Genomic DNA, 23,623 nt, shown 5'->3' on the forward strand with positions numbered 1-23,623 from the left:
GTACAAAAAATCCCGACGCATGCCGGGACCTCTTGTATAGTAAAAAGGGGCCGCAATTGCGACCCCTGATATCTAATATTAGTTATAATTAACTTCCTGCTTTTTCTCCAGCATCTGGTCAAATTCTTCTTTAGAACCAACAATAATGCTGTCGTACTCGCGCATTCCTGTTCCTGCGGGTATTTTATGACCCACAATTACATTTTCCTTCAAGCCTTCAAGCTCATCTATCTTACCGCTAACCGCAGCTTCGTTAAGTACTTTGGTTGTTTCCTGGAAGGAAGCAGCCGAGATAAATGATTTGGTTTGAAGCGATGCCCTGGTAATACCCTGAAGCACCGGAGTTGCCGTTGCAGCGGTTACGTCTCTTGCTGTAACAAGGTTTTTATCTTCCCTTCTAAGTAAGGAATTTTCATCCCTTAGATCTCTTGGGCTAATTACCTGTCCTGGTTTCAGATTATCTGAATCACCTGCATCTTCCACCACTTTCATACCGAAGATCTTATCGTTCTCCTCGATGAAATCTGATTTATGAACAAGTTGGTTCTCAAGGAAAATAGTATCTCCCGGATCCTGAATTCTTACTTTACGCATCATTTGACGTACTACAACCTCAAAGTGTTTATCGTTAATTTTCACACCCTGCAGCCTGTAAACCTCCTGAACCTCATTCACAAGATACTGCTGTACAGCGTTTGGCCCTTTGATATTTAAGATATCTTCCGGAGTTATAGAACCATCAGAAAGTGGCATACCTGCACGAACATAATCGTTTTCCTGAACAAGGATCTGGTTGGAAAGTTTCACAAGATACTTTTTAACTTCTCCCAGTTTGGATTCTACAATAATCTCACGGTTACCTCTTTTAATTTTTCCGAAGGAAACAACACCATCAATCTCACTAACCACAGCTGGGTTAGATGGATTACGTGCTTCAAACAGCTCGGTTACCCTTGGAAGACCACCGGTAATATCCCCTGCTTTAGAAGATTTACGAGGTATTTTCACAAGAATCTTACCTACTCCAATTTTTTCTTCGTTATCTACCATAAGGTGGGCTCCAACCGGAAGGTTATAAGAACGAATTACTTCACCCTTTTTACCCAGAATATGAAGCGTAGGAATAAGTCTTTTATTTCTGGATTCTGAAATCACTTTTTCCTGGAAGCCGGTTTGCTCATCAATTTCAACCTGATAAGTCACCCCTTGCTCCACATTCTCATACTTAATCTTACCGGCAAATTCAGAAATAATCACCCCGTTATATGGATCCCACTGGCAAATAATATCACCCTTGGACACCGTAGCTCCATCTTCAATAAAGATTTGAGAACCGTAAGGAATGTTATTATTGCTCAATACAACTCCAGTATTCTTATCCTTAATTTTAAGTTCGGCAGTACGTGAGATTACAATATCTGATGTGCTACCGTCCGGTGCTTCGCCTTTAACCACTTTAAGGTCTTCAATTTCAGCAATACCATCCAGTTTAGCTTCCAGTTTATTTTCTTCAGAAATGTTTCCTGCAATACCACCCACGTGGAAGGTACGCAAGGTTAACTGTGTACCCGGCTCACCAATAGACTGGGCGGCTACAACCCCAACAGCTTCCCCTCTTTGCACCAGTTTGTTGGTGGAAAGGTTTCTACCGTAGCAGTTTACACATATTCCTTTTTTGGCCTCACAGGTAAGCGGGGAGCGAACCTCCACGCTTTCTATAGGCGCCTCGTTTATTTTCTTTACAGCATCTTCTGTGATCTCTTCTCCTGCTGCAACCAGTAATTCGTCTGTTGAAGGATTGCGCACATCATAAAGGGAAATACGTCCTAAAATACGCTCTCCTAATGATTCAACAATTTCTTCATTCTTCTTAAGTGCCTTTACTTCAACACCTCTTAATGTTCCACAATCTTCATCATTAACGATTACATCCTGGGAAACATCTACCAAACGACGGGTTAAGTAACCTGCATCGGCAGTTTTAAGTGCAGTATCGGCAAGACCTTTACGTGCACCGTGAGTGGAAATAAAGTATTCAAGAATTGAAAGCCCTTCCTTAAAGTTGGAAAGAATAGGGTTTTCAATAATTTCACCACCACCTGAACTTGATTTCTTAGGCTTAGCCATAAGACCTCGCATACCAGTAAGCTGACGAATCTGCTCTTTGGAACCACGCGCTCCGGAATCAAGCATCATATACACAGAGTTGAATCCTTGTTTGTCTTCGCGGATTCTCTTCATAGCCAATTCAGTTAAACCAGCATTGGTAGAAGTCCAGATATCAATCACCTGGTTATAACGCTCATTATTGGTAATAAGCCCCATGTTATAGTTACCAATGATACCTTCAACCTGCTCGTTGGCTTCATCGATCATCGCTTGTTTCTCTTCAGGAATAATAATATCCCCTAAGCTGAAGGAAAGTCCGCCACGGAATGCGAATCCATATCCAAGAGACTTGATCTTATCAAGAAATTCTGAAGTTTCAGGAACACTGGTAATTTTAAGAATATTACCAATAATATCCCTAAGCGACTTCTTGGTAAGCACTTCGTTGATGAAACCTGCTTTTTCAGGAACAGTTTCATTAAACAGTACCCTACCAACAGTGGTTTCTATGATTTGATAAACCAGTTCTCCAGCTTCATTATAATCTTTCGCCCTTATTTTTATGGAGGCGTTAAGGTCTACTTTCTTCTGGTTATAAGCTATAATTACTTCTTCCGTAGAATAGAAAGTAAGGCCTTCTCCTTTCACAGGTTCTTCTTCGGTAGATTTTTTAAGCTTGGTCATATAATAAAGACCTAAAACCATATCCTGGGAAGGAACCGTAATTGGAGAACCGTTCGCAGGGTTAAGGATATTGTGAGAAGCCAGCATTAACATCTGTGCTTCCAAAATAGCCTCTGGCCCCAGTGGAAGGTGAACCGCCATCTGGTCACCATCAAAGTCGGCATTAAAAGCCGTACATGCCAGTGGGTGTAACTGTATCGCTTTACCTTCAATAAGTTTTGGCTGGAATGCCTGTATACCTAAACGGTGAAGCGTAGGAGCACGGTTAAGCAGCACAGGGTGTCCTTTAAGAACATTCTCAAGGATATCCCATACCACAGGCTCTTTTTTATCTATTATTTTCTTGGCAGATTTTACTGTTTTCACAATTCCCCTTTCAATCAGTTTCCTGATCACGAAAGGCTTGTAAAGTTCTGCCGCCATATTCTTCGGAAGACCACACTCGAACATTTTTAGTTCAGGCCCAACAACAATTACCGAACGTGCTGAATAATCCACACGCTTACCAAGCAGGTTCTGACGGAAACGCCCTTGTTTACCTTTCAATGAATCTGAAAGGGATTTAAGCGGACGGTTAGAGTCAGTTTTTACTGCTGAAGATTTTCTGGTGTTATCAAACAATGAATCTACCGATTCCTGAAGCATACGCTTCTCATTTCGAAGAATCACTTCAGGAGCCTTGATTTCCATCAACCTTTTTAAACGGTTGTTACGGATAATCACACGGCGGTAAAGATCATTTAAATCTGAAGTCGCGAAACGGCCACCATCAAGTGGTACCAGAGGACGTAATTCCGGTGGAATTACAGGAATCACTTTCATGATCATCCATTCCGGGTTGTTCTCACGGTTCTTATTGGCATCACGAAGCGCCTCAACCACCTGAAGCCGTTTTAAAGCCTCTGTTTTACGTTGTTTGGAAGTTTCATTATTAGCCTTGTGTCTTAATTCGTAAGAAAGTTCATTAAGATCTATTCTTCTAAGAATTTCAATAAGGCATTCAGCTCCCATTTTAGCGATAAACTTATTGGGATCTGTATCATCCAGATACTGATTTTCCTGCGGAAGACTATCCAAAACATTCAGATATTCTTCTTCAGTAAGGAAATCCATTTTCTTAAGGGCATTCCCTTCTTCATCTTTGGCATTACCAGGCTGGATTACTACATAACGTTCGTAGTAAATAATCATGTCTAATTTCTTAGATGGAAGCCCCAGCAAGTATCCAATTTTGTTAGGCAAAGAACGGAAATACCAGATATGTGCTACAGGAACTACCAAATTAATGTGCCCAACACGGTCTCTACGTACCTTCTTCTCTGTTACCTCTACCCCACAACGGTCACATACGATCCCTTTGTAGCGTATTCTTTTATATTTTCCACAGGCACATTCGTAATCCTTTACAGGACCAAAAATACGCTCACAGAACAAACCGTCACGCTCTGGTTTGTGCGTACGATAATTGATAGTTTCCGGCTTAAGAACTTCACCACGGGATTCCGCAAGGATAGATTCCGGAGAAGCTAAACCGATAGAGATTTTATCAAACCTCTGTACTGTATTTTTATCATTATTTCTAGCCATAATCAATGCTGCTATCTAATTATTGTGAAAAAACTGTTTTAAAGGGCTGCCTTTGAAGCAGCCCGTCTTATAAAACAGGATATTATTCTTCTAACTTAATATCCAGGCCAAGACCTTTCAGTTCGTGCATAAGCACGTTGAAAGATTCTGGTAATCCCGGTTCCGGCATAGGCTCTCCTTTTACGATTGCTTCGTAAGTTTTTGCCCTTCCTATCACGTCATCAGATTTTACGGTCAAGATTTCCCTAAGGGTGCTTGATGCTCCATAAGCCTCAAGTGCCCAAACCTCCATCTCACCAAAACGCTGACCACCAAATTGTGCTTTCCCACCAAGTGGCTGTTGGGTAATTAATGAGTAAGGACCAATTGAGCGGGCATGCATTTTGTCGTCAATCATATGTCCTAATTTCAACATGTAAATTACACCTACAGTTGCACGCTGGTCAAAACGTTCCCCGGTTCCACCATCGTAAAGATACGTGTGGCCGAATCTTGGAATACCAGCTTCATCAGTCAGTTCGTTAATCTGGTCTATAGTTGCACCATCGAAAATAGGAGTTGCATATTTCTTACCTAATTTTTGACCTGCCCAACCTAGTACAGTTTCATATATCTGTCCAATATTCATACGTGATGGTACCCCAAGTGGGTTCAACACGATATCAACAGGAGTTCCATCTTCAAGGAACGGCATATCTTCCTGGCGAACGATTCGTGCAACAATACCTTTGTTACCATGACGTCCTGCCATTTTATCCCCTACTTTAAGTTTACGTTTCTTAGCGATATAAACTTTAGCAAGCTTAAGAATACCTGAAGGAAGTTCATCTCCAACAGAGATGGTAAACTTCTCTCTTCTTAAATTACCCTGAAGATCGTTTTCTTTAATTTTATAGTTATGCAGAAGGTCTGCCACTAAAGTATTCAGGTGATCGTCTGTAGTCCAGGTGCCCTGAGTAAGGTGCGTATAATCGTCTACAGCATTTAGCATCTTAAGGGTATACTTCTTACCTTTTGGCATTACCTCTTCACCAAGATCATTCTGAACACCCTGGGCGGTTTTTCCACCTATGATAGCGAACAATTTATCCACCAGATCAGATTTCAAACTCTGGAATTTGGCTTCATATTTTTGCTCCAACGCTGAAATATCTTCCTTATCCTGAGCTCTTTTACGCTTATCTTTAATAGCACGTGCAAACAATTTCTTGTTGATCACCACACCACTCAAAGAAGGAGAAGCTTTTAAAGAAGCATCTTTAACATCTCCGGCCTTATCACCAAAGATCGCGCGAAGTAGCTTTTCTTCAGGAGTTGGATCGCTTTCCCCTTTTGGAGTAATCTTACCTATAAGGATATCACCAGGCTTAACTTCAGCACCAATTCTAATCATCCCGTGCTCATCAAGGTCTCTTGTAGCTTCTTCGGAAACGTTAGGAATATCGTTGGTCAATTCTTCATTACCCAATTTAGTATCACGAACTTCCAGTGAATATTCATCAATATGGATAGAGGTGAATATATCGTCCCTAACCACTTTTTCAGAAATAACGATCGCATCCTCAAAGTTATATCCTTTCCAGGGCATAAAGGCAACCTTCATGTTTCTACCCAAAGCAAGTTCCCCGGCTTCGGTAGCGTAACCCTGACATAATACCTGGCCTTTGGTCACTCTATCCCCTACGCTCACAATTGGCTTCAGGTTAATAGATGTTCCCTGGTTGGTTTTACGGAATTTGATAAGATCATAAGTTTTGGAATCACTATCAAAACTTACCATTCTTTCCTCCTCGGTACGATCATACTTGATGGTAATCTTTTCAGCATCTACATATTCTACTTCTCCTTCTCCTTCAGCATTAATTAATACACGAGAATCTGTAGCTACCTGTCTTTCCAGGCCTGTTCCCACAATTGGAGAATCTGCTCTTAATAATGGCACCGCCTGGCGCATCATGTTAGATCCCATCAGGGCACGGTTCGCATCATCATGTTCCAGAAACGGAATCAACGAAGCCGAAATCGAAGAAATCTGGTTAGGCGCAACATCGGTATAATGAACCTCTTTTGGATCTACCACAGGGAAGTCCCCTTCCATACGGGCAATAACTCTGTCGGCATCAATAGTTCCATCATCTCCTAAAGGAATATTCGCCTGTGCGATTTTCTTTCCTTCTTCTTCTTCTGCACTTAAGTAAATTGGTTCTTCTGAAAGATTAATTCTTCCGTCTGTAACTGTACGATATGGAGTTTCAATAAAGCCCATACCATTAACTTTGGAATAAACTGCGAGCGAAGAAATCAAACCAATATTTGGCCCCTCAGGAGTTTCAATAGGACAAAGCCTACCGTAATGGGTATAGTGAACGTCACGAACCTCGAAGCCTGCACGCTCTCTTGAAAGACCGCCTGGTCCCAATGCTGAAAGCCTACGCTTGTGCGTAATCTCGGCAAGAGGATTCGTCTGGTCCATGAACTGTGATAACTGGTTTGTCCCAAAGAAAGAGTTGATCACAGAAGAAAGCGTCTTCGCGTTAATCAAATCTATAGGAGTAAATACCTCGTTATCACGAACATTCATTCGTTCACGAATGGTACGCGCCATACGTGCAAGCCCAACTCCAAACTGCTGAGACAATTGCTCCCCTACAGTTCTAACACGACGGTTAGACAAGTGGTCAATATCATCAATCTCAGCTTTGGAATTAATCAGCTCGATTAAATATTTAACAATGGTAATAATGTCTTCCTTGGTAAGCACCTGCTTATCCATGGCCACATCAAGACCAAGTTTTTTGTTCATTCTGTATCGACCTACTTCTCCCAGGCTGTAACGCTGATCTGAGAAAAATAATTTATCGATAATCCCACGCGCGGTTTCCTCATCTGGCGGTTCGGCGTTACGCAGCTGGCGATAAATATGTTCTACCGCTTCTTTTTCAGAGTTGGTAGGGTCTTTTTGCAATGTATTGTGAATAATCGCATAGTCACCGGTCTGGTTATCTTCTTTATGAAGAAGAATGGTTTTGCTTCCGGTTTCCAGGATTTCTTCTATGTGCTCTTTTTCAAGCTCTGTATCACGATCTAATACGATCTCATTACGTTCAATTGAAACTACCTCTCCAGTGTCTTCATCAACAAAATCCTCATACCAGGTATTCAATACACGGGCCGCCAGTTTGCGCCCTAATACTTTTTTAAGACCTGTTTTTGAAACCTTTACCTCTTCAGCAAGATCAAAAATTTCAAGAATATCCTTATCCCGCTCAAATCCAATTGCGCGGAAAAGTGTGGTAACAGGCAATTTTTTCTTCCTATCGATATAGGCGTACATTACGCTGTTAATATCAGTAGCAAATTCTATCCAGGATCCTTTAAAAGGAATTACACGGGCAGAATATAATTTTGTTCCATTAGCATGGAAAGACTGTCCAAAGAAAACGCCGGGGGAACGGTGTAACTGAGAAACTACAACCCGTTCTGCACCATTTATACAAAAGGTGCCACTAGGAGTCATATATGGGATAGTTCCCAAATAAACGTCCTGTACGATGGTTTCGAAATCTTCGTGTTCCGGATCTGTACAATAAAGCTTCAACCTTGCTTTAAGCGGAACACTGTAAGTAAGACCACGCTCAATACATTCCTGTATGGAATATCTTGGCGGATCCACAAAATAATCTAAAAATTCAAGTACAAATTGGTTACGGGTGTCCGTAATTGGGAAGTTCTCTAAGAAGGTATTATACAGACCTTCATTTCCCCGCTCTTCTGATTTTGTTTCTAATTGAAAGAAGTCCTGGAACGACTTGATCTGGATATCCAGAAAGTCAGGGTAATCAGGCCTGTTCTTTACAGAAGAGAAACTCAATCTTTCAGTTTGCTTTGCTAACATCTATGGACGGAATTATAATTTAGTTATATATGTAGGTGCGCTACAAGGACTATGCCGTTATATACGCAAAAGGGTTTAGACCTTCAGGAGCGTATCCTGAGGTCTAAACCTAAATAATATTGCTTTCGTCAAGCTTATTTAAGCTCAACCTCGGCTCCTGCTTCTTCTAACTGTGCTTTTAATGCTTCAGCTTCGTCTTTAGCAACTCCTTCTTTTACTGGTTTTGGAGCATTGTCTACTAATTCCTTAGCATCTTTTAGTCCAAGTCCGGTAAGTTCTTTAACAAGTTTTACAACTGCTAATTTAGATCCACCCGGAGCTTTAAGGATTACATCAAACTCAGTTTGCTCTTCAGCGGCTTCTTCACCACCTCCGGCACCACCAGCAACAGCTACAGCTGCAGCAGCAGGTTCGATACCGTATTCTTCTTTTAGAATATCAGCTAACTCATTAACTTCTTTTACAGTCAAGTTAACCAATTGTTCTGCGAAATCTTTTAAATCTGCCATTTTTCTATCGTTTTAAAAAGTTCTTTAATTTATAATTGTTAAAAAGTGCGTACTTATTTATCCTTCTTTTTCAGAAAGGGTTTTAAGGATACCGGCTAATTTACCACCACCAGATTTAAGCGCAGAAACAACGTTCTTAGCAGGTGATTGCAACAATCCGATGATATCTCCAATAACTTCTTCTTTAGATTTGATGTTTACCAGTGCATCCAGGTATTCATCTCCTACATATACTGCTTCCTCAACGAAAGCGCCTTTAAGAAGAGGCTTTTCAGATTTTTTCCTGAATTCTTTAATTACCTTGGCCGGAGCATTCCCGGTTTCAGATAACATAATAGAGGTATTGCCTTTTAAAGTGGAAGGAAGGTTGCCAAAATCTTTTTCAACAGCTTCCATCGCTTTGGCCAGCAATGTATTTTTAACTACCGATAGCTTTACATCTGCCTTAAAACAAGCTCTTCTTAAATTAGAAGTAGTACCCGCGTCCAAGCCAGAAATATCTGCTAAATAAATTGTTGGAGCATCAGCTAACTGGGCAGTTAAATCTTTTATTACTTGTGATTTTTCTTCTCTTGTCATAATAACTTATTATTGCTCAGTAAACCTTTTAGTGTCAATTGCCACACTCGGGCTCATGGTGCTGGACATATGAATACTTTTCATATAAACACCTTTGGCGGCCTGAGGCTTCAACTTTACCAGCGTAGTTAATAATTCTCTTGCATTACCAGCAATTTTTTCAGCATCAAAGGACGCTTTTCCTATTGCCGCGTGAACAATACCTGTTTTATCAACTTTAAAGTCAATTTTACCGGCTTTCACATCAGAAACCGCTTTGGCGATATCCATAGTTACCGTTCCGGTTTTAGGGTTAGGCATTAAACCTCTTGGTCCTAAAATTCTACCAAGGGGTCCTAATTTTCCCATAACGCTAGGCATGGTGATAATTACATCAACATCTGTCCAGCCCCCTTTAATTTTCTCCAGGTATTCATCCAATCCAACAAAATCTGCACCGGCTTCTTTTGCTTCTTCTTCCTTGTCTGGAGTTACTAAAGCAAGAACCTTTACATCTTTCCCGGTACCGTGCGGAAGTGTCACCACTCCCCTAACCATTTGATTAGCCTTTCTGGGATCTACGTTCAATCGAACAGCTAAGTCCACAGAAGGGTCAAAGTTTTCGTTGGAAACCTCTTTTATTAAAGCTGAAGCTTCTGCCACCGAATACAGTTTTCCGTTTTCGATTTTAGCCTGAGCTTCTTTTTGCTTTTTAGTTACTTTTGCCATTTTCTAATTTCTTTTTGGATTAAAACGGTGCATTCCCTTTTACAGTGATTCCCATTGAACGCGCTGTTCCGGCCACCATTTTCATTGCAGATTCTACAGTAAATGCATTTAAATCCTGCATTTTGTCTTCTGCAATGGCTTTAACCTGATCCCAAGAAACACTTGCTACCTTTTTTCTATTTGGCTCACCAGAACCTTTTTTAGTTTTAGCTGCTTCCATCAATTGTACTGCTGCAGGTGGAGTCTTGATTACAAATTCAAAAGACTTATCTGAATATACAGTAATTACAACTGGCAGTACCTTTCCTTGCTTATCCTGAGTCCTTGCATTGAATTGTTTACAAAATTCCATGATATTAACCCCGGCAGCACCCAAAGCAGGTCCAACTGGTGGTGATGGGTTAGCAGCACCTCCTCGAACTTGTAGTTTTACAACTTTACTTACTTCTTTTGCCATTTTTCAAATTTTTAAGTGATAGTTTGTTGAGTGGAAGCTGAAAAAACTATCAAAAAATATGTAACAGTTAGTTTATACTTTTTCTACTTGCATGTAACTTAATTCCAACGGAGTCTTTCTACCAAAGATTTTCACCATCACCTCAAGCTTTCGCTTTTCTTCATTAATCTTCTCTACCGTTCCATTAAATCCGTTAAAAGGACCATCTATAACTTTTATGGTTTCCCCGAGAGTAAAAGGAATGGCCACGTTATCTGATTTTACGGAAAGTTCATCTACTTTCCCCAACATCCTGTTAACTTCAGATCTTCTTAATGGGACCGGATCTCCACCCTTTGTCTCCCCCAAAAATCCAATTACTCCATTTATACCTTTTATAATATGAGGAATCTCACCTATTAGATTTGCCTGCACCATGATATAACCGGGAAAATAAACTCTTTCTTTATTAACTTTCTTCCCGTTTCTAATCTGGATCACTTTTTCTGTAGGAACAAGTACCTGATCCACCTGATCTTCCAGGCCGTGATGAGCGATTTCCCTTTCTATGTAATCTTTAACTTTATTTTCCTGACCACTAACGGCACGAACTACATACCATTTTTTATCCTTTACCTCTGCCATTTGTGTTTAATTTAAGATTTAATCCATTCGAAGTAATGCTCAATCAATTGACTAAACAAAGAATCAACACCCCAAACCACAAGTGAAAAAACTATTGAAAATGAAGCCACAACTATGGTTAAGCGTTGAGCTTCAGGCCAGCTTGTCCAGGTAACATGGTTTTTTAACTCGTTATAAGACTCTGATATGTAATTAACAATTCCTGCCATCTCTTTAAATATTTGCACGGGTTGAGAGGCTTCCCTTCGACTCCGCTTTCACTTCGCTCAGGACAGGCTTCTCGCTATATGCTATCAGTATTTCAATTTTGCACGGGTTGAGAGGCTCGAACTCCCGACACCTGGTTTTGGAGACCAGTGCTCTACCAACTGAGCTAAACCCGTATAAAGAAGGTATCCCGGGTTTACGGGATACCTTATATATTTAAACTGTAATTAGTCTAAAATCTCAGTTACCTGACCAGCTCCTACGGTTCTACCACCTTCACGGATAGCAAAACGAAGTCCCTGGTTCATTGCGATAGGCTGGATAAGCTCTACAGTAATTGTAAGGTTATCACCTGGCATTACCATTTCTACTCCTTCAGGAAGGTTTATTGTTCCTGTTACGTCTGTTGTACGTACGTAAAACTGAGGACGGTAGTTGTTATGGAATGGAGTGTGACGTCCACCTTCTTCTTTCTTAAGGATATAAACCTCTGCTTTAAATTTAGCATGAGGAGTCACAGATCCAGGTTTGGTAATTACCATACCTCTGGAGATCTGGCTCTTTTCTATACCTCTAAGAAGGATACCTACGTTATCACCAGCTTCACCTCTGTCCAAAATCTTACGGAACATTTCCACACCAGTGATGGTAGAGGTAAGTTTACCAGCGTTCATACCTATAATTTCCACAGGATCTCCAGTGTTAGCCACACCAGTTTCAATACGTCCAGTAGCAACAGTACCACGACCAGTAATAGAGAATACATCTTCGATAGGCATCAAGAAAGGCTTATCTACATCACGCTCTGGTAATTCAATCCAGCTATCTACAGCCTCCATAAGCTCAAGAACGGTTTTAGACCATTTCTCATCACCTTCAAGGGCTCCAAGTGCAGAACCAGAAATCACAGGTCCGTTATCACCATCATATTCATAGAAAGAAAGAAGATCTCTTACTTCCATTTCAACCAATTCAAGAAGCTCCTCATCATCAACAAGATCTACTTTGTTAAGAAACACAACAATTCTTGGAATACCTACCTGGCGTCCAAGAAGGATATGCTCACGAGTTTGTGGCATAGGACCATCAGTTGCAGCCACAACAAGAATAGCGCCGTCCATTTGAGCAGCACCGGTAACCATGTTCTTTACATAATCGGCGTGACCAGGACAGTCAACGTGAGCGTAGTGACGGTTTGCAGTCGAGTACTCCACGTGTGAAGAGTTAATTGTAATCCCTCTTTCTTTTTCTTCAGGAGCGTTATCGATTTGATCGAAAGCACTGGCTTCTGAGTAACCTGCGTCAGCCATTACTCTTGTAATCGCTGCTGTTAAAGTTGTTTTTCCGTGATCTACGTGTCCAATTGTACCAATATTCAGGTGCGGTTTGGAACGATCATAAGTTTCCTTTGCCATAATTAATACTTATTTAATCTTAGTTATATATTAGTGTTCAATTTTATACAAAACAAGAGCCAACGACGAGAATTGAACTCGTGACCTCTTCCTTACCAAGGAAGCGCTCTACCCCTGAGCTACGTCGGCTTTTAAAGGAGATTCGCACCCCCTGACTTTTAATGGATAGTCATAAACAACAAAAACCTTAAACCTATGGGTTTATGGGTAAAATATTGCCTACAACAAAACAGAAAGCTGTTCACTTCCTGTTATCAAATCCAAAGCCTGCAAATAAAATCAGAAAATAAGTCCCAAGACAGTATTTCCAAATTCGTAAGCGAAAAGAAGCAAGCTTCTATCGCTTTTCACAAAGCCATCATGAACTCAAAGTTCCAGACTTCTAAGAGCAGAAAACGTAATCCCTTATGAACGCTTCCAGCATTCTCCAGACAGACTTCTTACCCTGCTCTTTGCCTAAAATAGAATTTAACCTTGTTATATCTTATTTTAAACAGAAAGGCTTAGAGCGGGAGACCGGGTTCGAACCGGCGACATTCAGCTTGGAAGGCTGACGCTCTACCAACTGAGCTACTCCCGCATTCAATTCAATATTCAAAATCCCCTATTCAAGATTAACCTTGAATTTTAAATCCCGAAATTCAGAATTAGTTAAGTGGGGAGAGCAGGATTCGAACCTGCGAAGTTAAAAAACAACAGATTTACAGTCTGTCCTCGTTGGCCGCTTGAGTATCTCCCCAATATTTCCACTATTTCATAGAACCATAGCCGTTTTACCGACTAAGCTTTACGATGTTATTTTGCGGCTGCAAATAAACACAAATTTACAGCACCATCCAAAGCATTTTTTCAAAATTTATGAGAACTTTTTTCAGCAGCTTTAAAATCAGCTTTTTAAACAAAAACTTTTTTCTAAAAGCAAACCTTATTCAAAATTCCAAGAGCCGATGGAGGGACTTCCTTTGACTTCCGCTCAGGGTAACCTTCCCGTCCCCTTATTGCTCTCAGAACATGATTCTCCTGCAATTCCTTTGCGCGTTCTTTTCAAAATTTCAGAGCCGATGGAGGGACTCGAACCCACGACCTGCTGATTACAAATCAGCTGCTCTAGCCAGCTGAGCTACATCGGCCTTTCAACTACTTTTTCAGCATAAAAAAGTCCGCTATTTCTAACGGACTGCAAATGTAATTAAAATATTTCTTTCTCAAAATATTTAGATAAAAAAATATCTAAACATGAGCACTTAATTTTTCTTTCCTTTTAATGAGCTGCCGCTGCAAAGAATTCACGCACTCATCCACACATTCTTCAAACTTACGGCATGTTTTTTTCACCATTACATCCCCACCGGGAATACTCAGTAAGACTTCAGTAATTTTGTTTTCTTTTCCACTTGTATTCTGCACCTTCAGGTAAACATCAGCATAAATTATTTTATCATAATAATTTTCAAGCTTATCTAATCTTCTCTGAATAAAATCTATGAGTTTTCGATCTGCGTTAAAATTTACGGATTGCACATTTACTTTCATACCTAAAAATTTAAATTAAACAACGGTTGATTTAGTCTTTTTTGTTCCGTGGATGTGCCATTTGGTGCACCCTGGACAATTCTGAAATACTGTTATGCGTGTAAACCTGTGTCGCTGCAAGGCTGGCATGGCCCAACAATTCTTTAACAGCATTTAAATTTGCCCCCTGGTTTAACAAATGCGTGGCAAAGGAATGCCGCAATATGTGCGGACTCTTTTTTAGTTTACCGGAAACCATACTAAAATAATTATTAATGCGCCGATAAACAAAACTTTCATACAGTTTATTCCCTTTATCTGAAAGAAATAAGTAAGATTTTTCTGCCTTTCCACCAAAGGTTTTTCTTTTTTCCAGGTAAGCTTCAAGAGACCTTACCACCGTTGGCAGGAGTGGTAAATACCGCTCCTTATTTCTTTTACCTAAAACCTTTAACATTTTGCCTGATAGATCTATATCCTTTAATTTAATCTCTATCAATTCAATACGCCGGATGCCGGTAGAATAAAAGAGCTCTACCATTAGCCTGTCCCGAAGGGCCGAAAAGTCATCGCCGCTCATCCTTTCAAGGAGCTCAAAAACTTCCTTTTCTGAAAACGGTACCTGTATTTTTTTTGCAGTTTTTAGTGCCTTGTGCCTGGTTAGGGGGGAAAATTTGATCTGGCTGGTTTTTTGCAAAAATTTGTAAAAAGCCTTAAGTGAAGAAATTTTCCTGTTGATACTCCTGTTGGATATCCCTTCTTCCACCAGTTGAACTATCCAACTTCTTATTTGAGAATAGTTCACATGCACTAGATCTAAGGTATTGTATTCCTGCTGAACAAAATGATGAAACGACTCCAGATCATTTTTATAAGCCTTTACAGTATGTACAGAATAATTTTTCTCCAGCTGAAGATAATCGAAGAATTCAGGATAGGGCATAAAAAAACTGTTGGTAAACAAAGTTATAAAACTTTATCTTACCAACAGTTATATAATCATACCATTGAAGCAGGGCTCCAGTGGATTTTATTAAGAATCTATCCTCTATAAGGGTGAAAAAAATTATATTTCTTCCTGGTCCCTCAGATGCTGAATATATTCAGCTTTTTGGATTTGAGCCCTACGTTCTACTGACGGTTTTGTGAAATGTTGACGGCTTCTTAACTGACGCATTGTTCCGGTTTTATCAAACTTTCTCTTAAAACGCTTCAGCGCTCTATCAATATTTTCTCCGTCTTTTACTGGTATTATTAACATAGTGTCACCTCCTTTCTTTAAAAATTATTAGGCTGCAAATATAATTCATTTCTACAAACACACAATTTTATCCTGTTTTATTTTTTGGCCTTTTTTCTTCTTTCAAATCTCATGCTTCAGCCTATGCCAGAAGCTAAAGGGCACAAAGCTTATGCTCCTTTTAACGATTATCATTTTAGAATGAAAAAATGAATTTTCGCTAAAATGATGAATCTATTTATCTGGCTGCGGGTTTGTACTCTTTCTTATCGATTACCATTTTAGCGATAATTTCTCGCAAAATTTCAGAAGTGCCGCCACCTATAGGTCCCAACCTACTGTCCCTGAACAATCGTGCCATGGGATAATCTTCCATATACCCATATCCCCCAAGCATTTGAAGGCATTCATATATAACCTTGTCGGCCATCTTTGTAGAGAGCAGTTTAGACATGCTTGCCTGCTTCACCACATACTGCCCGTCCCCAAGCCTTTTAGCTATGGAATAATTAAATTCTTTGCACATTTCAATTTCACTGGCCATATCTGCCACAGAATGTCTTAGTGCCTGGAATTTATCTATAGTTTTTCCAAATGCTTCCCTTTCAGACATGTACTGAATTGCATAGTTAAGGGCGTATTCTGCACGGGCATGAGCATTTATCCCCATGATAAGCCTTTCCATTGCAAAATGCTGCATGATGTAAGAGAAGCCTTTATCTGGCTCTCCCATTAAATTTTCGGCAGGAATTTTTACATTATCAAATGCAATCTCTGCAGTATCTGAAGCTCTCCACCCAAGCTTATTAAGTTTGCTGGCTGTAATTCCCGGCGTATCCCTGTCTATAATAAAAATACTCATTCCTTTATTCCCTTTTTCAGGGCTGGTTTTAGCAGCCACCACCAGATAATCTGAATACACCCCGTTGGTAATAAAAGTTTTAGAACCATTAATTACGTATGTATCGCCTTCTTTTACAGCCGTGGTGCGCATTCCCGCAACATCAGACCCGCCAAATGGCTCCGTGATACATAAACAACCTATTTGCTCTCCATCTATACTTGGCGTAAGATATTTTTCTTTTATAGCTTCACTTCCTTCAGCTTTAATATGCGTCATAGCCAGATACGCATGTGCCCACATGGCGGCCGCAAATCCCCCGGAATCTATTTTTTGAAGTTCTTCAAGAAAAATAACAGTATAGAAAAGATCCAGTTCCAGGCCTCCATATTTTTCAGGCTGATTTAATCCAAAATAGCCCATTTCTCCAAATTTATTCCAGATAAACCTTTCTATAGTTCCGGTTTTTTCCCATTTTTCTATATGAGGCACCACTTCCTTTTGAAGAAAGTCCTGGAAACTTTTCCTGAAAAGTTCATGTTCCTCTGTAAAATACATACTATTCATATCCTAATATTCTTATTTTAAGCTATTCGAAAATGCTAGTTGTGGTAAAGTTTATAGTTGAAACCACTAAAATAGAAGCTATTTTCAAAATTTGTAAATTTTAATTTAATTTTATAAAAATGAACTTTTATTAAATTAATTTAATCAATCGTCAAATATAATTCAATTCTATCAATTTTATCTGTTGGAAAACTATTGATTTTTGATAATTCTTCAAAAGAGTTTATTCCACCGTGTAACTGCCGATAATTAATAATTTCCCGGGCTAGCTCATAATTGAAATATGGAACTTCAGATAACTCCAGAACACCTATGGATTTAAGACTTTTTTTGATGATCTCAGGTTTAGTAAGCACAGAAAAAGTTTTTAAAATATTTCCTCTTGTTTCATAACTAAGGCCATAGATATCTTTTAGCTGAATCTCATCTGCAAAACCACCTAGCTTATTCCGATAGTTCACAATTCTTTGAGCCAGAACCTCTCCAATTCCATTTACCTCCATAAGCTCTCCTGCCGTGGCTACATTAAGATCTTTTTTCATAATACGTGAAGAAACAGGAGAACCCGGTTTTACCGGGTCTTGCTGTGATTGCCTAACCCATTCGGGAAATTTAAAAAGTGGAGCAATCCTGTTTAGCAAACTATCAGAAACACCAGTTACTGCCTGAAAATCTTGAGCCGAATTTATCCATTTTCCAGCACTCCGGAAACTGAGTAACCGGTCTATTTCTTCAGGAGACATTCCCAAAGTATAGCCTTTAAAGTCGGTGAGATAGTTAGGATTAAAAAGGGAAAGTTCAACTGGTTTTTCAGTTTTGGCCCGTTTCAAGGAATCTATCTTCTTCTGAAAAAGGTCTATCTGAGCATTGGTGACTACCTGAGGCTCAGCTCTAGAAGAAAAATGCGGCATAACCAATACCACCTGCAGGATAATTATTAACACCACCAAAAGCAAAACCCCATTTTGCTGATTTCTATTGAAAACAAAATGGGATTTAAATTTCATTGATCTAAAAAAGCATTACACTTTATTATAATCGGTCGCACCTTCATCAAGTGCTTCCTTTTTCTTGTTAATGGCTCTCATGTATTTTTTTAATTCCTTTTTAATTACCGGTGTTAATAGCAGTACGCCAATAATATTAGGCACTACCATTGCAAAAATCATAGCATCCGAAAAGTTAATTACTGATCCCAGGCTAATAGAAGCTCCAACCACCACAAAAATTAAGAAAAGAATTTTATAAACAAGGTCTGTAAATTTTCCTTTTCCAAACAGGTATTTCCAGCCCTGCATTCCGTAATAAGACCAGGAAATCATAGTGGAGAAGGCAAACAAAATCACAGCAATGGTTAATACTATAGAAAAATGCGGAATTACGGTATCAAAAGCAGTAGCAGTTAGCTCTACTCCCTCTGTTATTTCATTCCCGTATTCCAGAAAATTCTCATGAAAGTTGGTAATTACTATCACCAGGGCTGTCATTGTACAAATTACAACGGTGTCTACAAAGGGTTCCAGCAAAGCCACTATCCCTTCACTGGCAGGATACTTGGTTCTTACGGCAGAGTGGGCAATAGCGGCAGATCCAACTCCGGCTTCATTAGAAAAAGCACCACGGCGTATCCCCTGTATCATTACCCCCACAAGACCTCCGGCAATGCCGAGTCCTGAAAAGGCTCCTTCAAATATTAACCCAAAGGCATCATCAATATACATCCAGTTGGCACCTAGTATAATTAAAGCGGCAAGAACATAGATCCCGGCCATAAAAGGCACAATTTTTTCAGTTACAGAAGCAATTCTTTTAATCCCTCCAATAATTACTACTGCAACCAGTATTGCCATTACTATTCCAAAATAGAACCCTGCGTTGCCTCCTTCAATTTCCAAAAGTTTGGTGAACTGTGCAGCTGCCTGATTGGCCTGGAACATATTTCCACCACCAAAAGATCCTCCAATTACAAAAACAGAAAAGATCACCGCAAGCACTTTACCAAGCCCGCCCATATTTTTCTCTCCAAGGCCTTTTTTGAGGTAGTACATTGGGCCACCATACACCGTCCCGTCAGGACCCACATCCCGATATTTTACCCCAAGCGTACATTCTGCAAACTTAGAAGCCATACCAAGTAATCCTGCAACCACCATCCAAAAGGTAGCACCCGGGCCGCCAATGGACAAAGCCACGGCAACACCGGCAATATTCCCTAAACCTACTGTCGCGGAAAGTGCAGCAGTAAGGGCCTGAAAGTGGGAAACTTCCCCATCTGCACTATCGTCCCTAAGAGTTTCAATAATGTTGGCATCTTCATTGGGTGTAGGATCTGCATAAAGCGTATCTGCCCCATGCTTTTCAATATCTTCATATTTCCCCTGGACAACTTTTATTGCGGTCCAAAAACCGGTAAAGTTTATCAGCTTAAAGTAAAATGTAAAATATAAAGCACCCCCTATTAAGACAATGAGAACCCATGGAATTTGAAAGGCATGACTAAAAGGAATTTCGTAAAAAATAAAATCTACGAACCAACCCGTGTAATCTTTAAAAATGGTATCGATTTTAGCAGAAATGGTTTCTCCGCCGTTTTCCTGTGCAAAAGTGATAAGTGGTAAGAATGTTCCAATAATTGAAAATAAAATTCGCTTGGACAAGGTCTTATGCATCTGTTTCTGTTTTGATTAAATTTAAGAGTCCGCAATATGCGAAAAAAACTTAAGGTTTTCAAAAAACAAACCGCAATTTCTTAAGGGTTTCTTAACGTAAATACTAAGGCTTTTCAAAGGATTGGCAGGAAAATTAATGAATGTATTTAAATATTAAGAAATTCCTTTTAGCTAAAGGTCAAAAACAGAGGTTCTTTTGGTATATACCAAATCTTTTAGCTTTAACCAGAACGCAAGGGTAAGATAAATTATAAAACCGGCTCCCATAGTAAAAAAAGAGGCGTAAATAAAGAACAATCTTACACTTTTTGCCCGCATCCCCAGCTTATCTGCTAACCTGGAAGACACATAAAAACCACGGCGTTCAAAAAAATACCGTATGTCGTAAATAAAACTATGCATGCTTCAAAAATATAAAAATTTTAAATGCACGGGTGGGTTTAACTATTCCTTTGTCCATTTTGTATGGAGGTTACAACAACACTGCACTATGCAGGCCTTATATATTTTATCCCTAAATCGCAATGTAGGCATCTGTTTAGATCGCAATAGTTTTTCTTTAGTTGCAGTAAGGCCTGAGATTGCATGGAATTTACTGCCACTCCCGGTCTTAGCAGGTTAAATTTATGAATAACTGAATTCTCCTCGGCAGGGATATGCTCTGCCAGTTCTGTAACCGCATCTTCAGGTTTTCCAAAATGATTAAAATAGGCGAAACGAAAAGGAAGAACCGCGTTTATAAATACTAATTCAATAAATGCTCTGGAAGTTTTCTTTTTCCTGGGCAGATGTTCCTTCCCAAAATGATAATGCATATTCCAGTAGTCCTTTAGAGTGACCTCAAAAATTTGATAGAAATCGGCAGTACTGCCTGCATGGGTTATTTTTTCAAAAAAAGAAGGAGTATCGGCATAGAGTTTAGCGAGCTGGACCAGGCGGATCACGGGAAAATTGTCCGGCCGAAGGCGAAAAAATTTTGGTTTTATAACTTGGGCCGCGCTTAATTGATATTTATGCTGAAGATAGCGATATTCACTCTTTAACTTCTGAAACCAGGCATCTTCGTATTCCTTTTCAAGCAGCCCTGCCTGTCCCAGCAAAAGTGCTTCCAGTTTAAAGAGGTGATCCTGATTTTTACGGAAAATATTAAAATCAAAACTTTGGGCTATACTTAAAAAACTTTCCCCGTTTACATTAAGACCAAAGGATTTTGCCAAAACCTGGAAAAGTACCGCTTCCCAATTATTCCCCGTTTTTAGCAGAAGCTGGGAAATAAGCACAGACTTTTCTTCCAGCCGTTCAAAATAAAGCCGTTCCAGCCAGTGTACGGTTTCAAAATCACTAAACTGGCCAAAGGAATCCTCACAATTAATCCATTTAAAACCACGGGACAGCAGCCGTTCATAATTTTGAACCATTCCCGGTGGAACTTTGTCTTTAAGCTCTAGCGTGGCAACAGGCGAATTATCTGCCCGGTATATATCCACATCGTGTTCCCAAACCACATGTAGGATCACATTGTCATAGCTCTTATCTGTTTCATGTTTATGGATATACCAATCTGAAGACTTTAGATGTATTTCCAAATTGCCTGCCCACAGCTGGTCGCCAATTTTAATTTTAGAATTAAAGAAATCCGGCCCGGAAAGCTGGTTATGGAAGCCCACTTCCTGCACTAGTATGGATTCGCCTGCGGTAGTGATCGCATTGGTGAAATTATACTTCTGAAATTTCCAGATATAATGTAGAAAATCTTCCTGCATCTACTAAAAGTAGCTAAATTTTCTATCTGAAAATTAAAAAAGTTGCTCTTCTTCAGTAAATCCTGGAGGCCATCAGGATATCCCGTAAGGATATGCCTTCTTAGCAGTAAAAAAAGATTTCTACAGTGCGATTATCACCCTTAAAGGGATATCATTTTTGGGTTAATCTTTAAGAATTTGTGCAACGTCATCTACAATTTCCTCTACCCAATACCTGTACATGAGCGCGCTGGGGTGAAGCCCATCAGGGGCAACAAGTTCAGGATTTTCCTCTGCACGTCTCGAAATTGGAGTAATATTGTAAAACGGAACCTGAAAATCCCTGGCTACTTCGCGGAAAACTGCATTAAATTCATTTATTTCTTCTGTAATAACTTCAGCATTAGCCTCCCCAAAAGGAGTGGCAGCGTAATCTGGAATACTTACTGCAAAAACACCTTTTTCCATGGTTTTACAATGGTTTATAGCTTTTCTGAAAACCTCCCGTAATTCCCTCTCATATTCCTCTATAGAACGATGCTGGTATTGGTTATTTACTCCAATAAGTATAGATACCAGATCAAAATCCCGCTGCACATTAAGCTCATCTTCAATTCCATCAAGCAAATCCTGGGTGGTCCAACCGGTTTTAGCAATTATCTTTGGCGGAGCAACTTTATATCCCCTGTCCCTAAGGGTTTCTGCCAGCTGCACCGGCCATCGGTCTTCTGCCGCCACACTTTCCCCAATGGTATAAGAATCTCCAAGAGCAAGAAAACTGATATTGTAACTGCCAGAGGTTGGGATTTCCGGGGCGTTGATTTCTGAAGTAGAACTGCAGGCCATGCATAACGCGATGGTTAACAGGAAGTATAGTTTTTTCATCTGTATGATTTATGGGTTGAAAGTAAGGCATTTTTCCATAATGCGAAAACCAGGTTTGAAAATTAAAATTTTTGGGATGGCCTTTTCATTTAAATTTAAAAACCCCGCCGTAGGAAAGGCAGGGTCTTTGGTTTTAATGTCATTAAATTAATCCAGAAAACCTTTTTCTTTCATCCATTCATCATTATACATTTTCCCCACGTAGCGGCTGCCGTGATCATGGAAAAGCACCACCACCACATCGTCTTTGCTGAAATGCTCTTTTAGCTGAAGCAGCCCTTTTGCTGCGGCTCCCGCACTATTCCCTAAAAAGAAACCTTCTTCTTTGGCAAGTCTTTGGGTATAGACCGCCGCATCTTTATCGGTCACTTTTGTAAATCCATCTATCACGCTGAAATCTACGTTTTTAGGAAGAATATCTTCCCCAATTCCTTCAGTTACATAAGGATAGATCTCTTTTTCATCAAAAACACCGGTTTCATGGTACTTTTTAAAAACCGAGCCATAGGTGTCAATCCCCCATACTTTAATTTTGGGGTTCTGCTCTTTAAGGTATTTTCCAACGCCGGAAATTGTCCCGCCGGTGCCCACTCCTACTACAAAATGGGTAACCTTACCATCGGTTTGCCTCCAAATCTCCGGGCCTGTACTTTCATAATGGGCCCTGGTATTGGCAAGATTATCGTACTGGTTTACATACCAGCTGTTAGGAGTTTCTTCTGCCAACCGTCGGGAAACCGAATAATATGACTTAGGATCATCGGGCGACACATCTGTGGGACATACTACAATTTCACTTCCCACCGCCTTCAAAATGTCGATTTTCTCCTTGCTTTGTTTATCACTTAGCACGCATATCATTTTGTAGCCTTTTACAATAGCTGCAAGGGCAAGGCCCATCCCGGTATTTCCGGAAGTCCCTTCTATTATTGTTCCACCAGGCTTCAGCAAACCTTTAGCTTCGGCTTCTTCTACCATTTTTAAAGCCATACGGTCTTTTACCGAATTTCCGGGATTAAAAGTTTCATATTTGGCGAGTACAAGGGCATCAATTTCTTTGGTGATTTTGTTCATTTTCACCAGCGGCGTATTGCCTATAGTACCTAATATATTTTCTGCGTATTCCATTCTTTCATTTTAGATTTGCAAAGGTAAAATTTTCTTCCTCAGAACGGGGAATAAACTAAGATTTTGCCCCCAGGCAGGCTACCTGTTGCTTGTTGCCCTTTTCCTGTTGTCTTTTAGAGAAGATAGATATTCACTTTAGTTGTTTACCTGTACCGGAGACGTACAACCGGCAACTAACAAAAAAATTTTAACTCTCGTTCTCCATTCTCAATTTCAACTTTATAATTCCAATTTCTTACCTTTAACTTCGGACTTCTAACTTCAT

19 protein-coding genes and 5 tRNA genes are annotated in these 23,623 nt (G+C 39.9%); all 24 read right to left on the reverse strand.

What is annotated here, in order from left to right; translation table 11 throughout:
• Window positions 1–78: 78 nt before the first annotated feature.
• The 24 genes from rpoC to AB8M93_RS07105 all read right to left on the reverse strand — a co-directional run bounded on the left by rpoC (window position 79) and on the right by AB8M93_RS07105 (window position 23,358).
• Entirely contained in the window at window positions 79–4,380 is a 4,302-nt protein-coding gene (rpoC, locus tag AB8M93_RS06990) for a DNA-directed RNA polymerase subunit beta' (RefSeq protein WP_373056859.1), read from the reverse strand.
• Between the two features lie 82 nt (window positions 4,381–4,462).
• Window positions 4,463–8,275, reverse strand: a complete 3,813-nt coding sequence (gene rpoB / locus AB8M93_RS06995; RefSeq protein WP_373056860.1) for a DNA-directed RNA polymerase subunit beta — start codon at window positions 8,273–8,275, stop codon at window positions 4,463–4,465.
• Between the two features lie 134 nt (window positions 8,276–8,409).
• Window positions 8,410–8,784: a 50S ribosomal protein L7/L12 gene (gene rplL, locus AB8M93_RS07000; protein ID WP_311534613.1), complete on the reverse strand. Its 375-nt coding sequence runs from the start codon at window positions 8,782–8,784 to the stop codon at window positions 8,410–8,412.
• A 57-nt stretch (window positions 8,785–8,841) separates the two neighbouring features.
• On the reverse strand, window positions 8,842–9,363 hold the full coding sequence (rplJ, locus tag AB8M93_RS07005) for a 50S ribosomal protein L10 (RefSeq protein WP_373056861.1): 522 nt from the start codon (window positions 9,361–9,363) through the stop codon (window positions 8,842–8,844).
• A gap of 9 nt (window positions 9,364–9,372) precedes the next feature.
• Entirely contained in the window at window positions 9,373–10,071 is a 699-nt protein-coding gene (gene rplA, locus AB8M93_RS07010) for a 50S ribosomal protein L1 (RefSeq protein WP_373056862.1), read from the reverse strand.
• A gap of 19 nt (window positions 10,072–10,090) precedes the next feature.
• The gene (gene rplK / locus AB8M93_RS07015) at window positions 10,091–10,528 is read right to left on the reverse strand and encodes a 50S ribosomal protein L11 (RefSeq protein ID WP_373056863.1); all 438 of its coding nucleotides are present in this window, start codon (window positions 10,526–10,528) and stop codon (window positions 10,091–10,093) included.
• Window positions 10,529–10,600: 72 nt separating this feature from the next.
• Window positions 10,601–11,152 carry a transcription termination/antitermination protein NusG gene (gene nusG / locus AB8M93_RS07020; protein ID WP_373056864.1) on the reverse strand — a complete coding sequence of 184 codons (552 nt, stop codon included), beginning with the start codon at window positions 11,150–11,152 and terminating at the stop codon, window positions 10,601–10,603.
• An 11-nt stretch (window positions 11,153–11,163) separates the two neighbouring features.
• Complete coding sequence (gene secE / locus AB8M93_RS07025; RefSeq protein ID WP_373056865.1) at window positions 11,164–11,361, reverse strand: preprotein translocase subunit SecE; 198 nt, start codon at window positions 11,359–11,361, stop codon at window positions 11,164–11,166.
• A gap of 101 nt (window positions 11,362–11,462) precedes the next feature.
• Window positions 11,463–11,535 (reverse strand) — tRNA-Trp (locus tag AB8M93_RS07030).
• 51 nt (window positions 11,536–11,586) lie between these two features.
• Window positions 11,587–12,774, reverse strand: coding sequence for an elongation factor Tu (tuf, locus tag AB8M93_RS07035; protein ID WP_373056866.1), 1,188 nt, complete (start codon window positions 12,772–12,774; stop codon window positions 11,587–11,589).
• A 57-nt stretch (window positions 12,775–12,831) separates the two neighbouring features.
• Window positions 12,832–12,903, reverse strand: a tRNA-Thr gene (locus AB8M93_RS07040).
• A 378-nt stretch (window positions 12,904–13,281) separates the two neighbouring features.
• A tRNA-Gly gene (locus AB8M93_RS07045) sits at window positions 13,282–13,354 on the reverse strand.
• Window positions 13,355–13,430: 76 nt separating this feature from the next.
• Window positions 13,431–13,513 (reverse strand) — tRNA-Tyr (locus AB8M93_RS07050).
• Window positions 13,514–13,830: 317 nt separating this feature from the next.
• Window positions 13,831–13,904 (reverse strand) — tRNA-Thr (locus AB8M93_RS07055).
• Window positions 13,905–14,004: 100 nt separating this feature from the next.
• Complete coding sequence (gene hpf, locus AB8M93_RS07060) at window positions 14,005–14,307, reverse strand: ribosome hibernation-promoting factor, HPF/YfiA family (protein ID WP_373056867.1); 303 nt, start codon at window positions 14,305–14,307, stop codon at window positions 14,005–14,007.
• Between the two features lie 31 nt (window positions 14,308–14,338).
• The gene (locus AB8M93_RS07065) at window positions 14,339–15,229 is read right to left on the reverse strand and encodes a tyrosine-type recombinase/integrase (RefSeq protein WP_373056868.1); all 891 of its coding nucleotides are present in this window, start codon (window positions 15,227–15,229) and stop codon (window positions 14,339–14,341) included.
• Window positions 15,230–15,352: 123 nt separating this feature from the next.
• On the reverse strand, window positions 15,353–15,547 hold the full coding sequence (rpsU, locus tag AB8M93_RS07070) for a 30S ribosomal protein S21 (protein ID WP_311483079.1): 195 nt from the start codon (window positions 15,545–15,547) through the stop codon (window positions 15,353–15,355).
• A 217-nt stretch (window positions 15,548–15,764) separates the two neighbouring features.
• A complete protein-coding gene (locus tag AB8M93_RS07075; RefSeq protein ID WP_373056869.1) occupies window positions 15,765–16,934 on the reverse strand; it encodes an acyl-CoA dehydrogenase family protein in 1,170 nt (389 codons plus the stop codon).
• 140 nt (window positions 16,935–17,074) lie between these two features.
• Window positions 17,075–17,941: a ComEA family DNA-binding protein gene (locus AB8M93_RS07080; protein ID WP_373056870.1), complete on the reverse strand. Its 867-nt coding sequence runs from the start codon at window positions 17,939–17,941 to the stop codon at window positions 17,075–17,077.
• Between the two features lie 15 nt (window positions 17,942–17,956).
• On the reverse strand, window positions 17,957–19,603 hold the full coding sequence (locus AB8M93_RS07085) for an alanine/glycine:cation symporter family protein (RefSeq protein WP_373056871.1): 1,647 nt from the start codon (window positions 19,601–19,603) through the stop codon (window positions 17,957–17,959).
• Between the two features lie 171 nt (window positions 19,604–19,774).
• Window positions 19,775–20,005: a PspC domain-containing protein gene (locus AB8M93_RS07090; protein WP_373056872.1), complete on the reverse strand. Its 231-nt coding sequence runs from the start codon at window positions 20,003–20,005 to the stop codon at window positions 19,775–19,777.
• A gap of 86 nt (window positions 20,006–20,091) precedes the next feature.
• The gene (locus AB8M93_RS07095) at window positions 20,092–21,366 is read right to left on the reverse strand and encodes a DUF2851 family protein (protein WP_373056873.1); all 1,275 of its coding nucleotides are present in this window, start codon (window positions 21,364–21,366) and stop codon (window positions 20,092–20,094) included.
• A gap of 162 nt (window positions 21,367–21,528) precedes the next feature.
• Complete coding sequence (locus tag AB8M93_RS07100) at window positions 21,529–22,230, reverse strand: SGNH/GDSL hydrolase family protein (RefSeq protein WP_373056874.1); 702 nt, start codon at window positions 22,228–22,230, stop codon at window positions 21,529–21,531.
• Between the two features lie 147 nt (window positions 22,231–22,377).
• The gene (locus AB8M93_RS07105; protein WP_373056875.1) at window positions 22,378–23,358 is read right to left on the reverse strand and encodes a PLP-dependent cysteine synthase family protein; all 981 of its coding nucleotides are present in this window, start codon (window positions 23,356–23,358) and stop codon (window positions 22,378–22,380) included.
• Between the last annotated feature and the right edge of the window lie 265 nt (window positions 23,359–23,623).

It is taken from the genome of Autumnicola aciditolerans (assembly GCF_041679265.1).
In the GTDB taxonomy this organism is placed as follows: Bacteria; Bacteroidota; Bacteroidia; order Flavobacteriales; family Flavobacteriaceae; genus Autumnicola.